This window comes from Buchnera aphidicola (Hyadaphis tataricae) (assembly GCF_005081445.1).
GTDB classification, from domain to species: domain Bacteria; phylum Pseudomonadota; class Gammaproteobacteria; order Enterobacterales; family Enterobacteriaceae; genus Buchnera; species Buchnera aphidicola_AE.
In genome coordinates this window covers 570,702-591,594 of sequence record NZ_CP034873.1, presented here as the reverse complement: position 1 = coordinate 591,594, position 20,893 = coordinate 570,702, and the positions used below count along the sequence as shown (strand labels likewise).

The following is a 20,893-nucleotide window of genomic DNA, read 5'->3' as shown; positions in this document are numbered from 1 at the left end:
AATTTATTATTCTTTATAAATTAAAGAATAATATTAATGGAGAAGTAAATATGGTAGTAGATCCCTACCAAAAAAGAGAAGCTAAAAAATATCAAAATCCGATTCCAAGTCGAGAATATATTTTTTCGTGGCTTAAAAAATGTCGTAATTTAGTTAGTCAAAAAAATTTAGAAAAAAAATTTGGTATCACTGATCAAGAAACAAAAAAAGCATTACGTCGACGATTGAGAGCCATGGAAAGAGATGGTCAAGTAATATATATTAGAAATCGTTTTTATATTACTCCTGATACTTTGAAAATAGTGCAAGGCAAAGTGATAGGCCATAAAGATGGTTATGGTTTTCTTAGAACAGAAACGTTAAAAGATGATCTCTGGATGTCTTCAGAGCAAATGAAATTATGCATTCATGGTGATATTATTTTAGCACAGGTAATTATTTCGAAGGAAACTAAAAGAAGTTCAGCCAGATTTTTGAAAATATTACAACCTAATAATGTTTCAATTGTTGGTAGATATTACATTCAGAATGAAAAAAAAATTGTAATTCCAAATGATTCTCGTTTTAATTTTAAAATTTTTATTCTTTCGTCTTTTAAAGAAAGAATTTTAATCGGATCTATTGTCGTTGTCAAATTAAAAGAATGTTTTGTTAGAAAACACCGAATAGAAGGATTTATAATAGAAGTTCTTGGCAATAAAATGGGTACAAAGTTAGCTATAGAAATAGCATTACGGACGTATTCTATTCCTTCTATTTGGTCTGAAGAAGCGCAAAAACAATTATATCAAATGAATAAAAAATTTAATAAAAATGATTTAAAACATCGTATTGATTTAAGACATCTTCCATTTTTTACAATAGATGATGAAGATGCTCGCGATTTTGACGATGCTGTTTTTTGCAAAAAGAAAATTAATCTAGAAGAAGGATGGGATTTATGGGTTGCCATTGCAGATGTGAGTTATTATGTTAAACCTAACACGCCATTAGATAAATCAGCCTTTGAAAGGGGTACATCTATATATTTTCCAGCATCAGTAATACCAATGTTACCAGAAAAAATATCTATAGATTTATGTTCTTTAAAGCCTAACGTAGAACGTTTATGTTTGATATGTGAAATGAGTTTATCTACTGATGGAACTTTAATCAGCTATAAACATTATGAAGCCATAATATGTTCTCATGCACGATTCACATATAATGAAATTTTTAAAATTTGGAGTGGCGACTATTTTTTGCGTTTGAAGTACAAAAAATTTTTAAAGGATATTGAGAATTTATCAAGCTTACAAAAAATTTTGCATAAAAATAATTATGCTAAAAAAGGCATTTATTTTGAAAAAATAGATGCTAAATTTATTTTAGATTCGAATTTAAAAATTACACATATTTATCAAAATATTCGCAATGATGCACATAAATTTATTGAATCGTGTATGATATTGGCAAATATAGCTTCCGCTTCTTTTTTAGAAAAATATAAATATCCTGTATTATTTCGTAACCATGATTCTCCTAAAAAAGAAAAAGTGTCTAATTTTCGTTTATTTTTAAGAGAATTAGGATTAACATTATCAGGGGGAGATTCGCCAGATTCAATTCATTATGCCAACTTATTAAAAAATATTTGCACACTTCCTGAATATGAAATGATACAAACTGTTTTGTTACGTTCTATGAAACAAGCTGTATATTCTCCAGAAAATTGCGGTCATTTTGGTCTTTCTTTAGATAGTTATGTTCATTTTACCTCTCCTATTCGGCGTTATCCAGATTTAATAATACATAGAATGATTAAATCTTTATTAAATAATCATAAAAACAACATGTCTTGTCAGCATAAAACTGTGTTTAATGCTGATTTATATAATATGAATGATTTAAAAAAAATAGGACTGCATTGTTCTATGACAGAAAGACGTGCAGATGAAGCAAGTAGGGATGTAATCGATTGGTTGAAATGTGATTTTATGCAGAACAAAATAGGAGATATATTAACAGGTGTTATTTCCAATGTCACAGCTTTTGGATTTTTTGTTCGATTGCATAATGTTTTTATCGATGGATTAGTACATATAACATCTTTAAAAGATGATTATTATTATTTTGATTCTTTAGGTTTTAAACTCATTGGCAAATCTAAAAAAAATATTTATCGTCTTGGTGATGTTTTGCAGGTAAAAGTTATTGCTGTAAATTTAAATGATAAAAAAATAGAATTATCCTTGTATTAGTGCTGTATATTTAGAATGTTAAAAATATAAATTATATTGATTTTTTTATAATATTACAATAACATGTATATTCATCGATCATTTTCATCACGTTCCTTGCTTTCTTTAAAAATTTAAAAAAAATATCAAGAAAGCTGCAAAACCAAAAGGATCATGTATTTATGCGTCATTATGAAGTTATATTTATGATTCACCCTGATTATAGTGAAAAGGTTCTCTTAATTATTGAAACATGCAAAAAAATTATTCACGAAAATGCAGGCATCATACATCGTTTAGAAGATTGGGGGAGACGTCAATTATCTTATTCTATTAAAAAATTACAAAAAGCACATTATGTTTTAATGAATATAGAGGTTGTACCGCAAACTATTGATCTTTTAGAAACAGAGTTTCGATTTAATGCTTTCATTCTTCGAAATATGATTATATGTATGAAAAAAGCAATCATAATACCATCCCCTATTATGAAATTAAAAGATGAAAAAAAAGATAAAAAATAAAGAATATTGTTAATAAAAAATATTTTTTATGACCAATTTGTATATTACCACACAATTTTTATTAATTATTTTTTTTAAAAGTAATTTTTGGAGAACGAAATGGCACGTTACTTTCGTCGTAGAAAATTTTGCCGTTTTACTGCAGAAGGTATTAAAGAAATAGATTACAAAGACATTAATATTTTAAAAAATTATATTACAGAAAGTGGTAAAATAGTTCCTAGTAGAATCACTGGAACAAGAGCAAAATATCAACGACAATTATCGCGAGCAATTAAAAGAGCGCGCTATCTTGCTTTATTACCCTATACTGATCAGCATCATTAAAACATCAAAACTGTATTTATTTTATGATATACGTGAGTGCAAATAAATGGAAGTAATTCTTTTATCTAAAATACATAAATTAGGCAATGCTGGGATAGTTGTAAAAGTAAAATCTGGTTACGCAAGAAATTTTTTGCTTCCAAAAGGTAAAGCTATCTTGGCTAATAAAAAAAATATTGAATCTTTTGAAGCTCAACGGATTGCATTAGAGCAAGAAAATATCAGTAAATTTCTTGCAGCACAGTCGCGTGCTGAAAAAATAAAAGCAATTAAATCTCTTACAATTTTTTCTAAAGTTGGAAAAGAAGAAAAAATATTTGGTTCTGTTGGTATTAGAAATATTATTAAAGAGCTCGGATTATTAGGAGTAAAAATTAATAAAAAAGAAATTCGTTTGCCTCATGGTTTACTGAAAAAGATTGGAGAACATAAGGTTATTTTGCAATTACATAAAAAAATATCGCTTGAATTTATAGTAAATATTTTACCAAAATATTAAAACAATTGTCATGTTTTGTCGTTATCATTCTAAAATACATAATATTATGTTAGAAAAAGTTAAAAGTTTAGCTCGTTATGCAGGAAGTATCATTATGAACCTTTATAATTCTCAAGAGAGCATGAATATATATTATAAGTCAGATAATACACCAGTCACTCATGTAGATTATAAGATTAATGATATAATAAAAGAAGGTTTGTTAAAAATTAATCCGACAATGCCCATTATTTCTGAAGAAGAATCATATACTCTAAATAATTGTTATGCTTGGAAAGATTATTGGTTAATTGATCCATTAGATGGAACAAAAGAATTTTTGAATAAAAATGGTGAATTTACTGTTAATATTAGTTTAATCAAAAACGGTTGTCCTATATTAGGTGTTATATATGCACCTTGTTTTGATATTTTATATTCTGCTTTTGAAAAATCAGCATGGAAAGAAGTAAAATCACGATCTTTTAAAGAAAAAATTCATACGTTTTCTTCAAATCATCATATTCCTGTATTAGTTACTAGTCGATCACATCCTGACCAGGAATTACCAAATTATTTAAAAAATATAAAACAATATCATATAAAAAAAATTGGTTCTTCATTAAAATTTTGCTTAATTGCAGAAGGTTCTGCTCAAATTTATCCCCGTTTTGGAAATACTTATATTTGGGATACTGCTGCTGGTCAAGCAATTGTTACTGCATCTGGAGGGAAAATGACAACATGGAAAGGAGAGAGTTTAAATTATTCCTTATCTTCCCGATCTAATTTTCTTAACCCTGGATTTATTGTTGTTTCATCATGATTATTATTAAACAAGAATTATCTTTCTCATGAATAACATTAAAATAGAAATTATTAATTATAGTGGAAAAAAAGATTTTTTAATACCGACGTATGCTACTCCAGGATCATCTGGTTTAGATCTTCGAGCTTGTTTAAGTAAAACAGTAACGATAGCATCTCAACAAACGATTTTAATTCCTAGTGGAATAGCAGTATATATCAAGAATCCTAATGTTGCAGCGCTTGTATTGCCTAGATCTGGATTAGGTCATAAAAATGGGATTGTATTAGGAAACTTAGTTGGCCTAATTGATTCTGATTATCAAGGTCAACTAATGATTTCTCTTTGGAATCGTAGTGAAAAAGAATTTAATATTTATCCAAATGATAGAATAGCTCAAATAATATTTATCCCTGTTATCAAACCAAATTTTTCTTTAGTAAAACAGTTTCAAACCACTTCTCGTTCTAAAAAAGGTTTTGGACATACTGGAATCGTTTAAATATTTTTAATAGATTCCATATTGTTTTCGATATTGAATTAGTGCTGGAACGTATCTTTTTAAGATATTATCTTTTAAAAGATAATTAATAAGATCTTGAATTGTAATAATTGAAGTAATATTATATTTTTTTTTATCATTTAAACAATTAATAGTTGATAATTCTCTTTTTCCTTGCTCTTGTCTATCTAAGAGCACAAAAATAGAAGAGATCTGCGCTTCATTTTTCTCTATAGTTTTAATAGAATAATGTATTGCTTTTCCTGATGTGATTACATCATCTAAAATAATAATTTTTTTGTTTTTAATATTATTTCCTATGATATCTCCTTTTTCTCCATGTTTTTTATATTCTTTTCTATTAAAAGCATAAGGAATGTTTAAATAATAATCTTTTTTTAGCGCCATAGCAGTAGATACAACAATTGGAATACCCTTGTATGCTGGACCAAATAATACATCAAATTCGATTTTTGAATTTATTATAGACTGTGCATACAGTAAACCAATTTTAGTGATTTCTATTCCGCTAGACAATACACCTGAATTAAAAAAATATGGACTTATTCGTCCTGATTTTAGTTTAAAAAATCCAAATTTTAAAGCTTTTTTTTTAATACAAAAATCAATAAATTCATTTTTCCAATCCATAAAAAGTACATCCTAATTTTTTATCAAAGTTATTAAATTTTCAAAAATGTATAAATATTTTACTTTTATGAATAGTTGAAATTAAATTGATATTAAGAAAATAATTATTTGTATTAGATAATGTGATAAAGACAATATAAGAGTAGTTTTTTATTTATGGCCCCTGCTGGATTTGAACCAGCGACCAAGCGATTATGAGTCGCCTGCTCTTACCACTGAGCTAAAGGGCCGTTTTGATTTTACATCTATACTATAAATCAATTTTTTCTAATAATCTAGATGTCTTTTCAAAATTTTAGCATTTTATATAAAAAAAATTATACTTATGTTTGACAGAGATGCAATTTTTTGATATATATAATGAAATTCCTCTGTAGTTCAGTTGGTAGAACGGCGGACTGTTAATCCGTATGTCACTGGTTCGAATCCAGTCAGGGGAGAAAATATAAATACAAAAAGAACAGTAAATTTATATTAGCATTAATCAACAATAAATTTTAGTTCTTTGGATAATGCTCGTTTTTCTTTTGAAAGTTCTGCATTTTTTACGATATAATCATCAATCCTATCTTCGTAATCGTTTTTCATCATAAAAATTATTTTCTTAATTTCGGTATAATTCATATCTGATGTAATGTATTGATGAAGATTATCTAGTAGCAATATTCTTGTTTGATTATCCCTAATTTTTTTCTCAATTTCAGATATTTCTCTTTTAATTTTATTTTTTCTTCTAAATTTATGAACGCAGTCTAGTACATTTTTAAATGATTTTTTTGTGTCTGGCATTTTTTATAACTCTCTTATATTTTTTAATTTCGTTATTAACAACATCTAATTTTTTAATGTGATATTGAATTTAATTATTATGGTTTAGAATATGATATCTTTATTACCTAAAAAACCGACTTTTTTATTTTATGATTATGAAACTTTTGGAGTGCATACATTTTTAGATAGACCTGCTCAATTTGCTTGTGTTAGAACAGATATGGATTTAAACATTATTGGAATTCCAGAATGTTTTTATTGTCGCATTGTGGATGATTATTTACCTGATCCTCATGCTGTTTTAATAACAAAGATTACTCCTCAATATACAGAAAAACACGGCATTGATGAACATAATTTTTCTAAAAAAATATTTAATATTTTTAAAGAACCGTACACTTGCATTATTGGATATAATAATATTTATTTTGATGACGAAATCACAAGAAATATGTTTTATAGAAATTTTTTTGACCCTTATGAATGGAGTTGGAAGAACGGCAATTCTCGTTGGGACATCTTGCCTTTATTAAGAGCTTGTTATGCATTAAGACCTACAGGTATCAAATGGCCGAAAAATAATTTAGGATTAGTTAGCTTTAAACTTGAAGATTTAACTGAAATTAATAATATTCATCATACTAAAACACATGATGCTATGTCAGATGTTTATGCAACTATTGCAATGGCGCGATTAATTAAAAAAAATCATCCTAAATTATTTGATTTTTTTTTTTACAATAGGAAAAAAAACCATTTATATAAATTAGTTAATTGTGAATCATATATACCTATGATTTATATTTCTAGTTTTTTTGGTGCTGCTCGTTATAACGCGACTTGTATACTTCCTATAATATGGCATAAACATAACAAAAATATACTGATTGCGATTGATTTGTCTAAAGATATAGAAAAATTAATTGTTTTATGTAACACGTCTTCTGTAGACGAAGAGTATGCTAAAATATTACTTATATCAGGAGTAATATTGTTATATTTTAATCGCTGCCCCATTTTAGCGCCAATGCAAGTTTTAACATCAAAAGACTTAAAAAGATTAAAATTTGATATGGTTCTGTATCAGAAAAACATAATGTTATTAAAAAAAAATCTTCACGTGTATAAAATTATACAAAATATTTTTTCTCAACAAACCAATATAAAAAAATCTTCTAATGTAGACGTACAACTTTATAACGCTTTTTTTGACTGTCATGATAAAAAAATTATCACAAGTATTAGAAATACAAAACCATCATTATTGAAAAATATTGATTGTAATTTTCATGATATGAGATTAAAACAGTTATTGTTTCGTTATCGTGCTCGTAATTTTTTTTATAGTTTAAATCAAGATGAAAAAAAAATTTGGTACAAACATTGTTTGAACTGTTTTGAACCAATTATATTCAATCAATATATATCGACAATTCAAGATATGTTGATACAACAGAATGTTGATAAAAAAAAATCAGAACTACTCAAGAGTGTATTAACATATGCTCTGAAGAAATATAAAACATTGTTTTACCTTCATTTTAACGTACATTAATATTTTTTATCTGTTGAAAATTATATTCTTTTAGGTAACAAAATAGTTGTTGTACTGTTTTATTTTTTTTTGAATATAAAAAAATATTTTTTTGATTTTTTTGATTTAGTTGTAATTGGTATAACCAGTCTTTTCCTTCAGATAGAATTTGTTCTTTTGAATCAATAAAAAAAATAGATTGATTAAATATTCTTTGAATTTCTTTTTTTAATGATAAAAAATGTGTACATCCTAATATAATTGTGTCAGGTTTAATTGAAAGATTCATCCAGTCTTTAAAAATATATTCTAAATCGATTCGTGGAATATTAAAACCTCTGATTTTTTTTTCAGCTATTAAAGCTAAGTGGTTGGTAGCAATTGTTTTTATATTTGTGTGAATGCATTTTTGATTTAATTGTTTTTGAATATAAGATGAATAAATTGTTGTACTAGTTGCTACCAATCCAATTATATTATTTTTTGTTACTTTTTCAGCTTTTTGAATTTCTGGAAAGATTCCAATAATAGGCAATTTAAACTGTTTTCTCAAATAATACAAAGCTGTAGTACTTGCTGTATTGCATGCTATGACTACTACATTGATCGGATAGTTTTTTTTTACTATATTAATAATTTTTATACTTCTTTCGATAATAAAAAGTTCTGTTTTATTTCCATAAGGAAAAGCTTCATTATCTAACATATATATATAATGTACGTTTTTTATCTTATCTTTTATATATTTTAATATAGACAAACCGCCTATTCCAGAATCAAATATTAGCACTGTTATAATTTTTTATGAGATTGATAATGTTGAGTATACAAGATTTAGAAGTGTTAATAATATTAGTTCAATATTGTTTTTTTGTTAATTGGATTCATTAAACAAAAAAAATTTCATTTCTTTTTCTATTTCTTTTTGATGCATAATATCAAACATATTAAGTTTTTTTTCATTAATTAATATAGTTTGTTTTGTAATCCATTTGTGCCATGCTTTTTTAGAGATTTGGTTATATATTTTTTTTCCTAACTTACCTGGATAAACTTGATAATCTTGACCTTCATGGTTTTTTTTTAAAAATGTACAAAAAATTATGCGAGACATAATTGCGTGGTACTCCATATTAAAAAAATGTTTAAAATAATGTAAATATTTTTTTTACAGGTTGTGGTAATCCCACATGTTGTGGTTTTTTTAAATTGTACCAAATACTGTTGTTGTTTTGATCGTAAAACGGTAAAAAATCAGGAATTTCCACTAAAATAGGATAAATATGTAAAATATAATGACTAAATTTATGGATAAATGATATCAGTTTTTTTATCTTATTTGAATGTATTTTTTTTTCTTTTAACCATTCTAGTGCTGTATTTTCATTATCAAATTGCGGGAAACAAAATAAATTTTTCCAAAGATTTTTTTTTGTGTTTTTGATCATCCAAATATGATTATAAAATTTAATTATAATAAACCAAGATATTTTTTTAGGTTTAATAGTTTTGATACTTTGTAAGGAACATTGTTTTAATATGTTTTTTTTGTATGCGATACATGTTTGTTTTAATGGACAAATATAACATTTAGTCATTTTAATAGTACAAATTAATGCTCCGATATCCATCATCGCTTGATTAAACTGTCTAGTATTATGTATTGGTGTAATGGACTCAATTAAATTCCATAATTTTTTTTCTGTTATCCGATTTTTTAAAGGTGATATTATACCATAATAACGAACTAAAATTCTTTTTACATTACCATCTAAAATAGAATAAAAATAATTTAATGATAAAGATAAAATTGCTCCTGCTGTAGATTTTCCAATTCCTGGTAATTGAATGATATCTAAAAATTGATCAGGAAACTTTCCATGATGTTTTTCATAAATGATTTGAACAGCTTTGTGAATATTTTTTGCTCTGTGATAATAACCAAGACCACTCCATAAATATAAGATATCGTCTAATGTAGCCTTTTGTAATGCTTGTAAGTTTGGAAAACGTAATATAAATTTTTTAAAAAATGGAATTGCAGATTCTACTTGAGTTTGTTGCAACATTACCTCTGATATCCAAACTGTATATAAAGTTTGATTTTTTTGCCATGGTAAATGTTTTCTGCCATATTCATGGTACCAATTTAAAACTAATTGTGAAATAGTATATTTTGCCATTATAATAAAACCATGTTTTACATATAAACAATTAAAAAACGATATGAAAAAAAATATTTTAATTCCTGAATATAATAATAAAGGTATTTTTTTGAGAAAAGTTCGTAGTTTTGTGCGTCGCCAAGGTCGTATTACTCGGAGTCAATTGAATGCAATTAAACAATTTTGGCCATCAATGGGAATTGATATTCAAGAAAATCGATTAAATTTTTCTTCTATATTTGATCGTCCTGCTCCTATTGTTTTAGAAATTGGATTTGGTTCTGGAAAGTCTTTAGTTAAAACTGCCATAAGCTTTCCTGATATAAATTTTTTAGGCATAGAAGTTTATAAATCAGGCATAGGTTCTTGTTTGCGTTTTGCACACATCTCTAACATTCAAAATTTAAAAATTATTTATCATGATGCAAATGAAGTTTTGAATACAATGATTGATAACGATACTTTATCAACTGTACAAGTTTTTTTTCCGGATCCTTGGAACAAAAAACGTCATCACAAAAGAAGAATGTTAAATCGCGATTTTTTGCAAGTGATTTCTAAAAAATTAAAAATTTCTGGTATATTACATATTATCACTGATTCTAAAGAATATGCCCATTACATTTTAGAAAATATTAAATCTATTAAAAATTATAAAAATATATCACAATTAGATCATTTGACAATGTATCCTTTTTTTAATATAACGACCAAGTTTGAAAAAAAAGCATGTCTTCATGGCAATGCTATTTTCCGTTTGATATTTCGATCAAATTAAAATAATATTTCATAGTCTTATAAAAAAATTTTTAATAGTGAATTTAAAAATAATTTACCCTGTTTTGTTGTTTTCCAATAATCTAAGTAATCGATTAAAAATCCCTTTTTTATTGCAATTTGAATATCTTTTTCAATTTTTGTTATTTCTATGTTAGTTTTTTTTGTGAAATGTTGCTTAAAAACAGGTTCGTATAATCTAAAAACATTCATAAAATATTCAAAAATTTTATCTTTTTTAGAAACCATATTAATAGAATGAAGATAATTTCCATTTAAGAAACAATTGATGTTTTTATTTTTTAGAGTTCGAATAATTTTTCCGTTTTTTTGTGTAATTTTTCCATGTGCTCCACAACCCAAACCGATGTAATCTCCATAATGCCAGTAATTAAGATTATGTTTGCATTGTTTATTGAATTTTGCGTATGATGATATTTCATATTTTTTATAACCAGATTTTTTTAATAGCTTATCTCCTTGAGTAAACATTTTAAAGATTAAATCTTCATGAGGTGTTATAATTTTTTTTGAGTAAAAAATAGTGTTTGGCTCTAAAGTGAATTGATACCATGATATATGATTTGGATTCCATTGAATAGCGCATTGCAAATCTAATAGAGCCTCTTCTAAAGATTGATTCGGTAGACCATACATTAAATCGATGTTAATATTATTGTTGACTTGTTTTAATATTTTAATCGATTGAATAGCTTCTTTTTTATTATATGTACGTTCTATTTTTTTTAAACCAGCTTCGTTGAATGTTTGAATGCCTAGAGAAAAACGATTAATACCTGCCATTTGATAATTTAAAAAACGTTTGCTTTCTATCGTGGTTGGATTTGCTTCTATGCTAATTTCTGTATTTTTAGAAATAACAGCTCTTTTTTTTATGCCATTAATTAATTTCTTGATAGAAGAACTTTTTAATAAACTAGGAGTACCTCCTCCAATAAAAATAGTTTTAATGTTTTTATGATGTATTAAATGTAAATCTTTTTCAAAATCTTTTAATAAATGTTCAATATATTGTTCTTCAGGAATTTTTTCTTTGCTCACATATGAATAAAAATCACAGTATCCACATTTTTTTAAGCACCAAGGGATATGAATGTATAAACTAATAGTATCTAATTGAAACATAATAATATTTTTTAAAATGAATTGTTATGTGAAAATATTTTTTCTATTAAAAATGTCTTGTCCAATTCGAAGCATATTACTTTCAGCTAGTAAAGATTCCGATATATCAATACTAGTACCTAATGATAATGTATCTACTGATTCATATTTTTGTTTCAATACATTAAATATAGTATTTATTTTTACATATTGATCATGATTATCAAGTATGTTATTTTTTATTTGAGGCATGCTCATTACTCCCCTGAAAATAAGATTCGGCATCATTGAAATAGTTTTAGCTAACTTGAGATATTCTTCTATACTGACTCCATTTTTATTAGTTTCTCTTGAAATATTTATTTGCATTAATACGTTCATTGGAGATAGATTGGTGGGTCTATTTTTATTTAATAAGAAAGCTATTTTTTCTCGATCAACTGTTTGACACCAATGAAAATTCTCAGAGATTAATTTAGTTTTTTTTGATTGTACCTTACCAATAAAATGCCAAACAATATTTTTATGTTTTTTTAATTTATGTATTTTGGATATACCTTCTTGTATATAATTTTCTCCAAAATCTGTCATCCCTAATGCGATTAATTCTTTTATTAAATGAGTTTTTTGTTTTTTAGTTACCACTACAATTTGCACAGTTTTTGAAGAATTAGAAGAACCGTCGATTAACATCTGTATTTTTTTTTTTAAGATTTTAAGATTATCATGTATATATTTCATAATTTTTTGTATCTTTTATTTTGAAATATTAAATATTTGCTTGATTAAGCCAACTTTCTAATATAATTAAAGCTGATAAAGAGTGAATATTATTTTTTAATTTTTTAGAATTTTTATTTTCAAAAAACTTGGATCTTGCTTCTGCAGTCGTAAGCCGTTCGTCATGCATGGCTACTAAAATGTTAAATTTATTTTTTAATAAAACAGCGAATTTTTCTGATCTTTTAGTTATATCTTGTTTTGTGCCATTCATATTTAATGGTAGACCTACAACGATTATTTCAGGTTTCCAATATTGAAGTAATTTTTTTATGTTATTCCAATTAGGAGTTCCACAATGCGCATTTAAACAATTTAGCGGTTTTCCTGTTTTAGTAATATTTTCTCCTACGGCTATCCCTATTTTTTTTATGCCAAAATCAAATGCTATTATGGTCATTTTTCTGATCTCTTCTGTATTGTTTTTTCAATATAATCTAATAATATACCTGTAATAGAAATATTTTTTTTAGATTCAATTTCACAAATTCCTGTAGGGCTGGTGACATTAATTTCACTTAATTTATCTCCTATAACATCTAAACCTACAAAAATGAGACCTTTTTTTATTAAATGAGGAGATATATAATTAGCAATTTGCCAATCGGTTTTAGTAAGTTTTTGTATTTGACCGATGCCTCCAGCTGCTAAATTTGCTCGTGTTTCTCCAATTTTTGGAATTCTGGCTAAACACCACGGTATAGGTTGACCGTTAACAACTAAGATTCTTTTATCTCCAAATTTTATTTCAGGTAAATAATTTTGCACCATGCAGAATTTTGTTTCATTTTTAGTCATATGCTCAATTATTACTGAAACATTGGAATCGTTTTTTTGAATACGGAATATATTAAATCCCCCCATAGCATCTAGTGGTTTGATGATAATATCTTTATGTTTGCTCAAAAATGCATATATTTGTGATTTATTTCTTGTTACTAAAGTGTCTGTTGTAAGCTCAGAAAACCAAGAGATGAATATTTTTTCGTTACAATCGCGTAAACTTTGAGGTTTATTAATTATCAATACACCTTTTTTTTCTGCTCTTTCTAATATATATGTTGAGTAAATAAACTCTATATTGAAAGGAGGATCTTTTCTCATTAAAATAACATCTAATACAGTTAAAGAAATATTTTTTTCAACAATTGTTTTAAACCATTGTTTTGTATTTTTCTCTAGTTGAATTAAACGAACTCGTGCATATGGGTGACCATTTTGCAAATATAAATCACTTATTTCCATGTAATAAATTTTGTAATGTCTTTTTTGAGCTTCTATTAAAATAGCAAAACTTGAATCTTTCTTTATATTAATAGATTCAATAGGATCCATGATTATTCCAATTTTTATATTTTTTCTATTATGCATGTTGTGTTCTTGTAATTTAAAAGATGTTTAAGACAATTAAAATTGTATTTTTATTTTAAATATTTTTTATAATTCTATATCTAAAACCAAAACAATATTATTTTAATTATTCTATTATTTTTTTAAAATATATTGAAGAGCTGGTGTTATAAAATTTTTTTTTATTATTTAAATGATGTTTTAAAAAAATTAATTTTTTTGTTAAATAATTAAAAAAATATTTTTTGATAATTTGTTTAATGATATAAAAATTTAAATATAACTGCAGCTATATTAAATAATTAATCATATTTTGCACCAGAGTAATTATCAAATCTTGACCAATTTCCATTAAAAGTTAAACATACTGTTCCAATCGGACCATTTCTTTGTTTACCTATTATTATTTCAGCTATTCCTTTTAAATCACTATTTTCATGATAAACCTCATCACGATATATAAACATAATTAGATCTGCATCCTGTTCTAATGAACCAGATTCACGCAAATCTGAATTTACTGGTCTTTTGTCTGATCTTTGTTCTAAAGAACGGTTAAGCTGAGATAGTGCAATTACTGGAACTTGAAGTTCTTTCGCTAATGCTTTTAAAGTTCTAGAAATTTCTGCAATTTCAAGAGTGCGATTATCTGATAAAGCAGGTACTCTCATTAATTGTAAATAATCAACCATAATTAAAGTTAGACCATTGTTTTCTCGATAAATTCTTCTTGCTCTTGAACGAACTTCACTTGGAGTTAATGCCGAAGAATCATCAATATAAATGTTCTTTTTTTTGAGTAATACATTAATAGTACCAGACATACGCGCCCAATCTTCATCATTTAATTGTCCAGTTCGAATGCTAGCTTGACTTACTCTAGATAATGAAGCTAACATTCGCATCATAATTTGTTCTCCTGGCATTTCTAAACTAAAAATTAGAACAGGTTTATCGTAAAGCATTGCAGCATTTTCGCATAAATTCATTGCAAATGTTGTTTTACCCATAGAAGGTCTTGCTGCAATAATGATTAATTCAGAACGTTGTAGTCCTGATGTTTTTTTGTTTAAATCTTGATATCCTGTGTTAATTCCTGTGACACCATCATGAGGTGATAAAAATAATTTTTCAATATTAGAAACAGTTTCATCAAGAATTTGTTCTACATTTTTTGGACCTGAGTCTTTTTTAAAGCGTTTTTCAGCTATCTTAAAAACACTAGATTCTGCATAATCTAACAATTCTTCACTTTTTCTACCTTGTGTATCATATCCAGCATTAGCTATTTTATTAGCAACTAATATCATTTCTCTAACTATTGCACGTTCTCTGACGATATCAGCATATGCAATGATATTAGCCGTGCTAGGCGTATTTTTTGACAGTTCAGCTAAATAAGAAAATCTACCTACGCTTTCTAATTTACCTTTTTGCTCTAAAGATTCAGATAAAGTAATTAAATCAATAGGATATCCTAAATCTAGCAGTTTTTGCATTTCCTGAAAGATCAATCGATGGGGTTTGCTAAAAAAATCATCTGCGACGACATGTTCAGAAACTGTGTCCCATTGTTCATTATCTAACATTAGCCCACCTAAAACTGATTGTTCTGCTTCTAAAGAGTGAGGCGGAATTTTTAATCTATTAATCTGATGTAAATATAATTTATTTTTAGCCATATTTATTGCATATACCATTATTTAGTAAATTACTATGAAATTATATTTTAAGATCGCAATAACACATGATTTGATAATTAATTTATTTAAGTCATGTTTTAAAATTTTCGATATTTTTATATAGTATAAACTTAATGAGCGTGTTAAAGATGTATCAGTAATATTTCATATATTTAAAAAAAATTTGCTTGTATTTTGCATGATAAAATATTTTTATATTTAAAAGTGTTTTAAAGATATTTAATAATTTTTTATATCTTGTGATTTTTTTGAACAAAAACAAAATTGTATTAATAAATTATTTTAGAAGGGTGTTGAATATTTTTTAATTTATTTTGTGATTTATATAAAAAATATATTAATAAAAACATTATTGTTTTAAACATCAAAAAAAATAATATATCACTTTTATAAATGTGATCATACTAAATAAAACATTTACGATGTATAATTAAAATTTATATTTATAAAAATATTTCGTGCTGAATTCAATTTAAAAAAGTGGAGTTTTCATTATGGCAAGTAGAGGTGTAAATAAAGTAATTCTTGTAGGTCATTTAGGTCAAGATCCTGAGGTGCGTTATATGCCTAATGGTAATGCAGTAGTGAATATGACATTAGCCACTTCAGAAAATTGGAAGGATAAGAGTACTGGAGAAAATAAAGAAAAAACAGAATGGCATCGAGTAGTATTATTTGGTAAATTAGCAGAAATTGCTGGCGAATATTTGAGAAAGGGTTCGCAAGTGTATATTGAAGGTTCCTTGCAAACTAGAAAATGGCAAGATCAAAATGGTTTTGAACGATATACTACAGAGGTTATTGTGAATATTGGTGGAACTATGCAAATGTTAGGAAGTAGAAGTTCTAATGTTCAAGCTACTGCTATCAATAACAACAAAAATAATTTTTCTAAAGACAAAAATACTGAAAAAGTTGATTTAGAAGAAAAGAATCCAGAAAAATATAAATTAAATAAAGATTCTTTGAATCCTGAAGAAATTGATTTTGATGATGAAATACCTTTTTAAAGATAACGTGAAAAAATATATGTATTTAGCCCCGGTTTATTGGGGCTGTTAATGTTTATTAAATTATAAACGTAATGAACGTATAAACTGTAATAATATGAAACAAAATTCTTTTTTGTGTGATAAAAATGGAATATGAGCAGCTTTTTTGATTATCTTAGAATATGTATTAGGCCATTTTATATCAAGTATTGTAATGATTTTTTTTGGTACTAAGCTATCTAAGTGACCATATACACGCAAAAGCGGAACTTTGAGAAACATCATTTCTAAACGAATGTCTGTTGAAGAAATTATATCTAATCCATTTTTTAAAGATTTTAAATTAGGATCTGGATCGATAGATAATATATTTTTAAAAACTTTCCAATCTTGCATTGACTTATTTGAATCAGTCATTTGTAAATATATAAAATTTTTTATTGTTTTTTGATAATTTGTTTTTAAATTGATATAAAATTGTTTAATAACATTTTTTTCTAGTCCTGGCCAGTTGTCTTTTTTTATAAAACATGGAGAAGATGCTACACTCACAATAGCTAAAGTATCATTTGGATAAGATAACGCAAATCGACTTGCAATTAATCCTCCCATTGACCATCCTAACCAAATAGATTTTTTTGGCATAAAACAATGCAACATGTAAATAATTTGATCTATTTTCATTGGATCCAATTCTTTGTTTTTTCCTAATCCAGGAAGATCTATCAAGTGAAATTTAAAACACGGTGGAAGTTGTTTTATGATAAATAACCAGATTTTTACATTAATTCCCCATCCACTTAACAAAACAATATTGATTTTTCCTTTTCCTATCGTATTCCAATAAAAATTTTGCATTTTTTCTCTTTACATTATTTGTATATGATATAATTGATTTTTATCATCATTAATTAAATATATTGTTTGATTTAAATGTTCTTGTATTTATTAGAATAAAACACTAAAATCTTTAATATATTAAAATTTATTATAATAACTATTATGATTAATGTTTCTAAAAATGCACAAAAACATTTTCAATCACTACTACTCAAAGAACCTTTAGGAACTCAAATACGTATTTTTATCATAAATCCTGGCACGCCTCATGCAGAATGTGGACTTTCTTATTGTTTAGAAGATGAAATAGAGACGTCAGATATTCAATTAAAATATGATGGATTTTTTATCTATGTCAATAAAAATATTATTTCGTATTTAAAAAACTCTGAGATCGATCTTGTACATGATAACTTAGGTTCACAGTTAACCTTAAAAGCACCATATTCTAAATTTAATATTTTGAAAAGAAAATTTTCATTATTAGAAGATAAAGTAAAATATTTTTTGCATTCCGAAATTAATCCTCAGCTATCTATGCATGGAGGATCGGTTGAATTAATCGAAATTAATTCGAGAGGTATTGCAATAATAAAGTTTCAAGGTGGTTGTAATGGATGTTCAATGATTGGATTGACGTTAAAAGAAACTGTTGAAAAAAAAATGTTACGTTTGTTTCCTGAAATACAAGAAGTCCGTGATGAAACAAAACACTTACATGGAAAACATTCTTTTTATTAGCTGTCTTGCATTTTTTTGAATGTAAAAATATGTTTATATGCAACGAATAGATAACACTATTGATTCATTGTTTTTAAAAAGCATATTAATATTATCAACAATGAATACTAATTGTATATTTAAAAATATGTTTTTTTAGATCTATTCACATTTTACTCTTCTAGATTGAAACTACATTTATTTCATCACAAGCATCTTTCACGTAATTTAAATAAATAGATGTAAAAATCTCCATACATTTTAAGAGATAACAATCTACTGGAATTTTAAGTATTCTTAACTTATAACTATCATCCATGATTCTATAATAAAAACATAGTTTTAAAAATATTTTTAAAGATAAATTGCCTAAAAAATGACTGTATTAAATTAATATTTTTTAGATTTTTATGATTTTATCTTTTTTTTAAAATTTTTGTGTTTTTTTTAAAAACGATAACACTTTAAAAATATCAAACAATACAACCATATTTAATTTTTTTAAAATATTAAACAATTTTTTATAATGTAAATTTTTTTTAATAAAGAACAATTGTTTTAAGTTTATTGCAATCATATCTAATATTATAGATAAATAACTATAATTTATTACTTATGCTTTCGGTGCAATATAATAGATATTTTTATAAAAAATTAAAGATAATTCAAAATGTAATTATGAATAATTTTTTATAAAAACGGCATAATTTTATTATCAATTTTTTCATTCTATGTTTTTATTAAATCGTTAATGATTTGCATTTGTAATGCGATTTAAATAACAAAAACTTGAATTTTATTTTTTTGAATATATACATCAAATACTAAATACACTAAAATTATTTAAAAATGTTTCAAGAAAACATCATGAATTTTTTGTGTTTCGATAAACATTTCTAACAACACAACTTAAAAAAATATAAAAGATGTTGCATTTAATATTAATGAAACAATTTTTGCTGTGTGCATGTTGATGTATTAATTGTTTTAAATTAAATATTTTATAATGAGCACTTGCATATTATGTTGAATTCAAATTATGAAAAAGAATTAAACAAAAGAAGAACATTCGCGATTATTTCTCATCCTGATGCTGGAAAAACTACTATTACTGAGAAAATGTTGTTACTTGGCAAAGTAATTCGTACTTCTGGAGTAGTAAAGGGTAGAGGAAATAAAAAATATGCAAAATCAGATTGGATGGATATTGAAAAACAAAGAGGTATTTCTGTTACTACTTCAGTAATACAATTTCAATATAAAAATATTTTAGTTAATTTATTAGATACTCCAGGTCATCAAGATTTTTCAGAAGATACTTATCGTATTTTGACCGCTGTCGATTGTTGTTTGATCATTATTGATGCAGCAAAAGGCATTGAAGATAGAACAAAGAAATTAATAGAAGTAACGCGTATTCATAATACTCCTGTTATCACATTTATTAATAAGTTAGATCGTGATAGTCTTGAACCAATAGACATTTTAGATGAAATTGAAAAAGAGTTAAAACTACAATGCACTCCAATCACTTGGCCAATAAGTTGTGGAAAAAATTTTAAAGGTGTTTATCATATTCATAAGAAAATCATTGATTTGTATCAAAACAATAGATTTGATAAACAGAATTTTTTAGTTTGCAATAACATATATACCTTATCTAAAATTTTATTAGATCAAAAAATTGATATACCATCAGTTGACTATATTCTTCAAGAATTAGAGTTAATCATTAATTTATATCCTAAATTTAATCATCAGAAATTTTTGAAAGGTAAATCTAGTCCTATTTTTTTTGGCAGTGCTCTTAAAAATTTTGGCATAGATCATATATTAACGAGTTTGATAGAATGGGCTCCTGCTCCCTCGTATCGTCATACTAACAAACGTAAAGTAGCTCCTTATGAAAAAAAATTTACAGGATTTGTTTTTAAAATTCAAGCAAATATGGATTTAAAACATCGTGATCGTATAGCGTTTGTGAGAATAGTGTCAGGAAAGTATAAAAAAGGAATGCAATTAAAACATGTACAAGCAAAAAAAACTATCATAGTTTCTGATGCTTTTTGTTTTTTAGCTGGCGATAGATTCTCAATAGATAAAGCTTATCCTGGTGATATTATAGGATTTCATAATCATGGTACTATTAAAATTGGCGATACATTTACAGAAGGCGAAAACATAAAATTTATTGGCATGCCTAGTTTTGCTCCAGAAATATTTTGTAAAATTGATTTAAAAAATCCTCTTAAAAAAAAGCAATTAAAAAAAGGTCTAGCTCAATTATCAGAAGAAGGGGCGATACAGATATTTTATCGAATACATAATAATGATGTGATTTTAGGAGCTATTGGAACGTTGCAATTTGATGTAGTCATACAGCGTTTAAAAATAGAATATAACATAGAAGTAATATATGAAAAAGTCAATGTTACTCTAGCTAGATGGATTAGGTGTAAGAATAATTCTATTATTGATGATTTTAAAAAAAATAATCGTATGCATTTAGCTTATGATGCCTTCAAAACTTTAATATATTTAGCACCGAGTACTGCTAATTTAAAGATCGTTATGAACGCATATTCTGATATTGCTTTTGATTTAACAAAAATTACAGAGCAATAATT

At 25.8% G+C, this 20,893-nt stretch carries 22 protein-coding genes and 2 tRNA genes; 12 read left to right on the top strand and 12 right to left on the bottom strand.

The window, feature by feature from the left end:
• Positions 1-50 precede the first annotated feature (50 nt).
• The 6 genes from rnr to dut all read left to right on the top strand — a co-directional run bounded on the left by rnr (position 51) and on the right by dut (position 4,858).
• Positions 51-2,240, top strand: coding sequence for a ribonuclease R (gene rnr / locus D9V69_RS02830; protein WP_158356803.1), 2,190 nt, complete (start codon positions 51-53; stop codon positions 2,238-2,240).
• 161 nt (positions 2,241-2,401) lie between these two features.
• Entirely contained in the window at positions 2,402-2,743 is a 342-nt protein-coding gene (rpsF, locus tag D9V69_RS02825; RefSeq protein ID WP_158356802.1) for a 30S ribosomal protein S6, read from the top strand.
• 99 nt (positions 2,744-2,842) lie between these two features.
• Positions 2,843-3,070 (top strand): 30S ribosomal protein S18, encoded by a 228-nt coding sequence (gene rpsR, locus D9V69_RS02820; RefSeq protein ID WP_158356801.1) that lies wholly within the window; start codon positions 2,843-2,845, stop codon positions 3,068-3,070.
• Between the two features lie 46 nt (positions 3,071-3,116).
• Positions 3,117-3,569, top strand: a complete 453-nt coding sequence (rplI, locus tag D9V69_RS02815; RefSeq protein ID WP_158356800.1) for a 50S ribosomal protein L9 — start codon at positions 3,117-3,119, stop codon at positions 3,567-3,569.
• A 46-nt stretch (positions 3,570-3,615) separates the two neighbouring features.
• Entirely contained in the window at positions 3,616-4,374 is a 759-nt protein-coding gene (cysQ, locus tag D9V69_RS02810; protein ID WP_158356862.1) for a 3'(2'),5'-bisphosphate nucleotidase CysQ, read from the top strand.
• Positions 4,375-4,402: 28 nt separating this feature from the next.
• A complete protein-coding gene (dut, locus tag D9V69_RS02805) occupies positions 4,403-4,858 on the top strand; it encodes a dUTP diphosphatase (RefSeq protein ID WP_158356799.1) in 456 nt (151 codons plus the stop codon).
• A 6-nt stretch (positions 4,859-4,864) separates the two neighbouring features.
• Here the strand turns inward: dut and pyrE are convergent, their stop codons facing one another.
• Both pyrE and D9V69_RS02795 read right to left on the bottom strand, forming a co-directional pair.
• Positions 4,865-5,509, bottom strand: coding sequence for an orotate phosphoribosyltransferase (gene pyrE, locus D9V69_RS02800; protein ID WP_158356798.1), 645 nt, complete (start codon positions 5,507-5,509; stop codon positions 4,865-4,867).
• Positions 5,510-5,666: 157 nt separating this feature from the next.
• Positions 5,667-5,739 (bottom strand) — tRNA-Ile (locus tag D9V69_RS02795).
• Positions 5,740-5,876: 137 nt separating this feature from the next.
• On the opposite strand from D9V69_RS02795, the gene D9V69_RS02790 reads away from it, so the two are divergent.
• Positions 5,877-5,949: transfer RNA gene (locus D9V69_RS02790), tRNA-Asn, on the top strand.
• Between the two features lie 40 nt (positions 5,950-5,989).
• Here D9V69_RS02790 and D9V69_RS02785 read toward each other — a convergent pair.
• The gene (locus D9V69_RS02785) at positions 5,990-6,298 is read right to left on the bottom strand and encodes a DUF496 family protein (protein ID WP_158356797.1); all 309 of its coding nucleotides are present in this window, start codon (positions 6,296-6,298) and stop codon (positions 5,990-5,992) included.
• 91 nt (positions 6,299-6,389) lie between these two features.
• Between D9V69_RS02785 and sbcB the strand changes: the two genes are divergently transcribed.
• On the top strand, positions 6,390-7,835 hold the full coding sequence (sbcB, locus tag D9V69_RS02780) for an exodeoxyribonuclease I (protein WP_158356796.1): 1,446 nt from the start codon (positions 6,390-6,392) through the stop codon (positions 7,833-7,835).
• On the opposite strand, the gene murI is transcribed toward sbcB, so the two are convergent.
• The 3 genes from murI to mutY all read right to left on the bottom strand — a co-directional run bounded on the left by murI (position 7,822) and on the right by mutY (position 9,997).
• Complete coding sequence (gene murI / locus D9V69_RS02775; RefSeq protein WP_158356795.1) at positions 7,822-8,604, bottom strand: glutamate racemase; 783 nt, start codon at positions 8,602-8,604, stop codon at positions 7,822-7,824. The genes sbcB and murI overlap by 14 nt on opposite strands.
• A gap of 84 nt (positions 8,605-8,688) precedes the next feature.
• Entirely contained in the window at positions 8,689-8,928 is a 240-nt protein-coding gene (locus tag D9V69_RS02770; protein ID WP_158356794.1) for an oxidative damage protection protein, read from the bottom strand.
• Between the two features lie 31 nt (positions 8,929-8,959).
• On the bottom strand, positions 8,960-9,997 hold the full coding sequence (mutY, locus tag D9V69_RS02765) for an A/G-specific adenine glycosylase (RefSeq protein ID WP_158356793.1): 1,038 nt from the start codon (positions 9,995-9,997) through the stop codon (positions 8,960-8,962).
• Positions 9,998-10,040: 43 nt separating this feature from the next.
• On the opposite strand from mutY, the gene trmB reads away from it, so the two are divergent.
• Positions 10,041-10,757, top strand: a complete 717-nt coding sequence (trmB, locus tag D9V69_RS02760) for a tRNA (guanosine(46)-N7)-methyltransferase TrmB (RefSeq protein ID WP_158356792.1) — start codon at positions 10,041-10,043, stop codon at positions 10,755-10,757.
• 17 nt (positions 10,758-10,774) lie between these two features.
• On the opposite strand, the gene hemW is transcribed toward trmB, so the two are convergent.
• The 5 genes from hemW to dnaB all read right to left on the bottom strand — a co-directional run bounded on the left by hemW (position 10,775) and on the right by dnaB (position 15,711).
• Positions 10,775-11,902, bottom strand: a complete 1,128-nt coding sequence (gene hemW / locus D9V69_RS02755; protein WP_158356791.1) for a radical SAM family heme chaperone HemW — start codon at positions 11,900-11,902, stop codon at positions 10,775-10,777.
• A gap of 24 nt (positions 11,903-11,926) precedes the next feature.
• On the bottom strand, positions 11,927-12,622 hold the full coding sequence (locus D9V69_RS02750; RefSeq protein ID WP_158356790.1) for a YggS family pyridoxal phosphate-dependent enzyme: 696 nt from the start codon (positions 12,620-12,622) through the stop codon (positions 11,927-11,929).
• A 28-nt stretch (positions 12,623-12,650) separates the two neighbouring features.
• Positions 12,651-13,061 carry a Holliday junction resolvase RuvX gene (ruvX, locus tag D9V69_RS02745; protein ID WP_158356789.1) on the bottom strand — a complete coding sequence of 137 codons (411 nt, stop codon included), beginning with the start codon at positions 13,059-13,061 and terminating at the stop codon, positions 12,651-12,653.
• Positions 13,058-14,032, bottom strand: coding sequence for a glutathione synthase (gene gshB / locus D9V69_RS02740; RefSeq protein ID WP_158356788.1), 975 nt, complete (start codon positions 14,030-14,032; stop codon positions 13,058-13,060). The genes ruvX and gshB overlap by 4 nt, the downstream gene beginning before the upstream one ends.
• Positions 14,033-14,313: 281 nt before the next feature.
• Positions 14,314-15,711: a replicative DNA helicase gene (gene dnaB, locus D9V69_RS02735; protein ID WP_158356787.1), complete on the bottom strand. Its 1,398-nt coding sequence runs from the start codon at positions 15,709-15,711 to the stop codon at positions 14,314-14,316.
• A 497-nt stretch (positions 15,712-16,208) separates the two neighbouring features.
• Between dnaB and D9V69_RS02730 the strand changes: the two genes are divergently transcribed.
• Positions 16,209-16,724 carry a single-stranded DNA-binding protein gene (locus D9V69_RS02730; RefSeq protein WP_158356786.1) on the top strand — a complete coding sequence of 172 codons (516 nt, stop codon included), beginning with the start codon at positions 16,209-16,211 and terminating at the stop codon, positions 16,722-16,724.
• 63 nt (positions 16,725-16,787) lie between these two features.
• Here the strand turns inward: D9V69_RS02730 and bioH are convergent, their stop codons facing one another.
• Entirely contained in the window at positions 16,788-17,564 is a 777-nt protein-coding gene (gene bioH, locus D9V69_RS02725) for a pimeloyl-ACP methyl ester esterase BioH (protein WP_158356785.1), read from the bottom strand.
• A 144-nt stretch (positions 17,565-17,708) separates the two neighbouring features.
• Here bioH and D9V69_RS02720 point away from each other — a divergent pair, with 144 nt between their 5' ends.
• Both D9V69_RS02720 and D9V69_RS02715 read left to right on the top strand, forming a co-directional pair.
• Positions 17,709-18,287 (top strand): NfuA family Fe-S biogenesis protein, encoded by a 579-nt coding sequence (locus tag D9V69_RS02720; protein ID WP_158356784.1) that lies wholly within the window; start codon positions 17,709-17,711, stop codon positions 18,285-18,287.
• A gap of 1,002 nt (positions 18,288-19,289) precedes the next feature.
• Complete coding sequence (locus D9V69_RS02715; protein WP_158356783.1) at positions 19,290-20,891, top strand: peptide chain release factor 3; 1,602 nt, start codon at positions 19,290-19,292, stop codon at positions 20,889-20,891.
• Positions 20,892-20,893 lie beyond the last annotated feature (2 nt).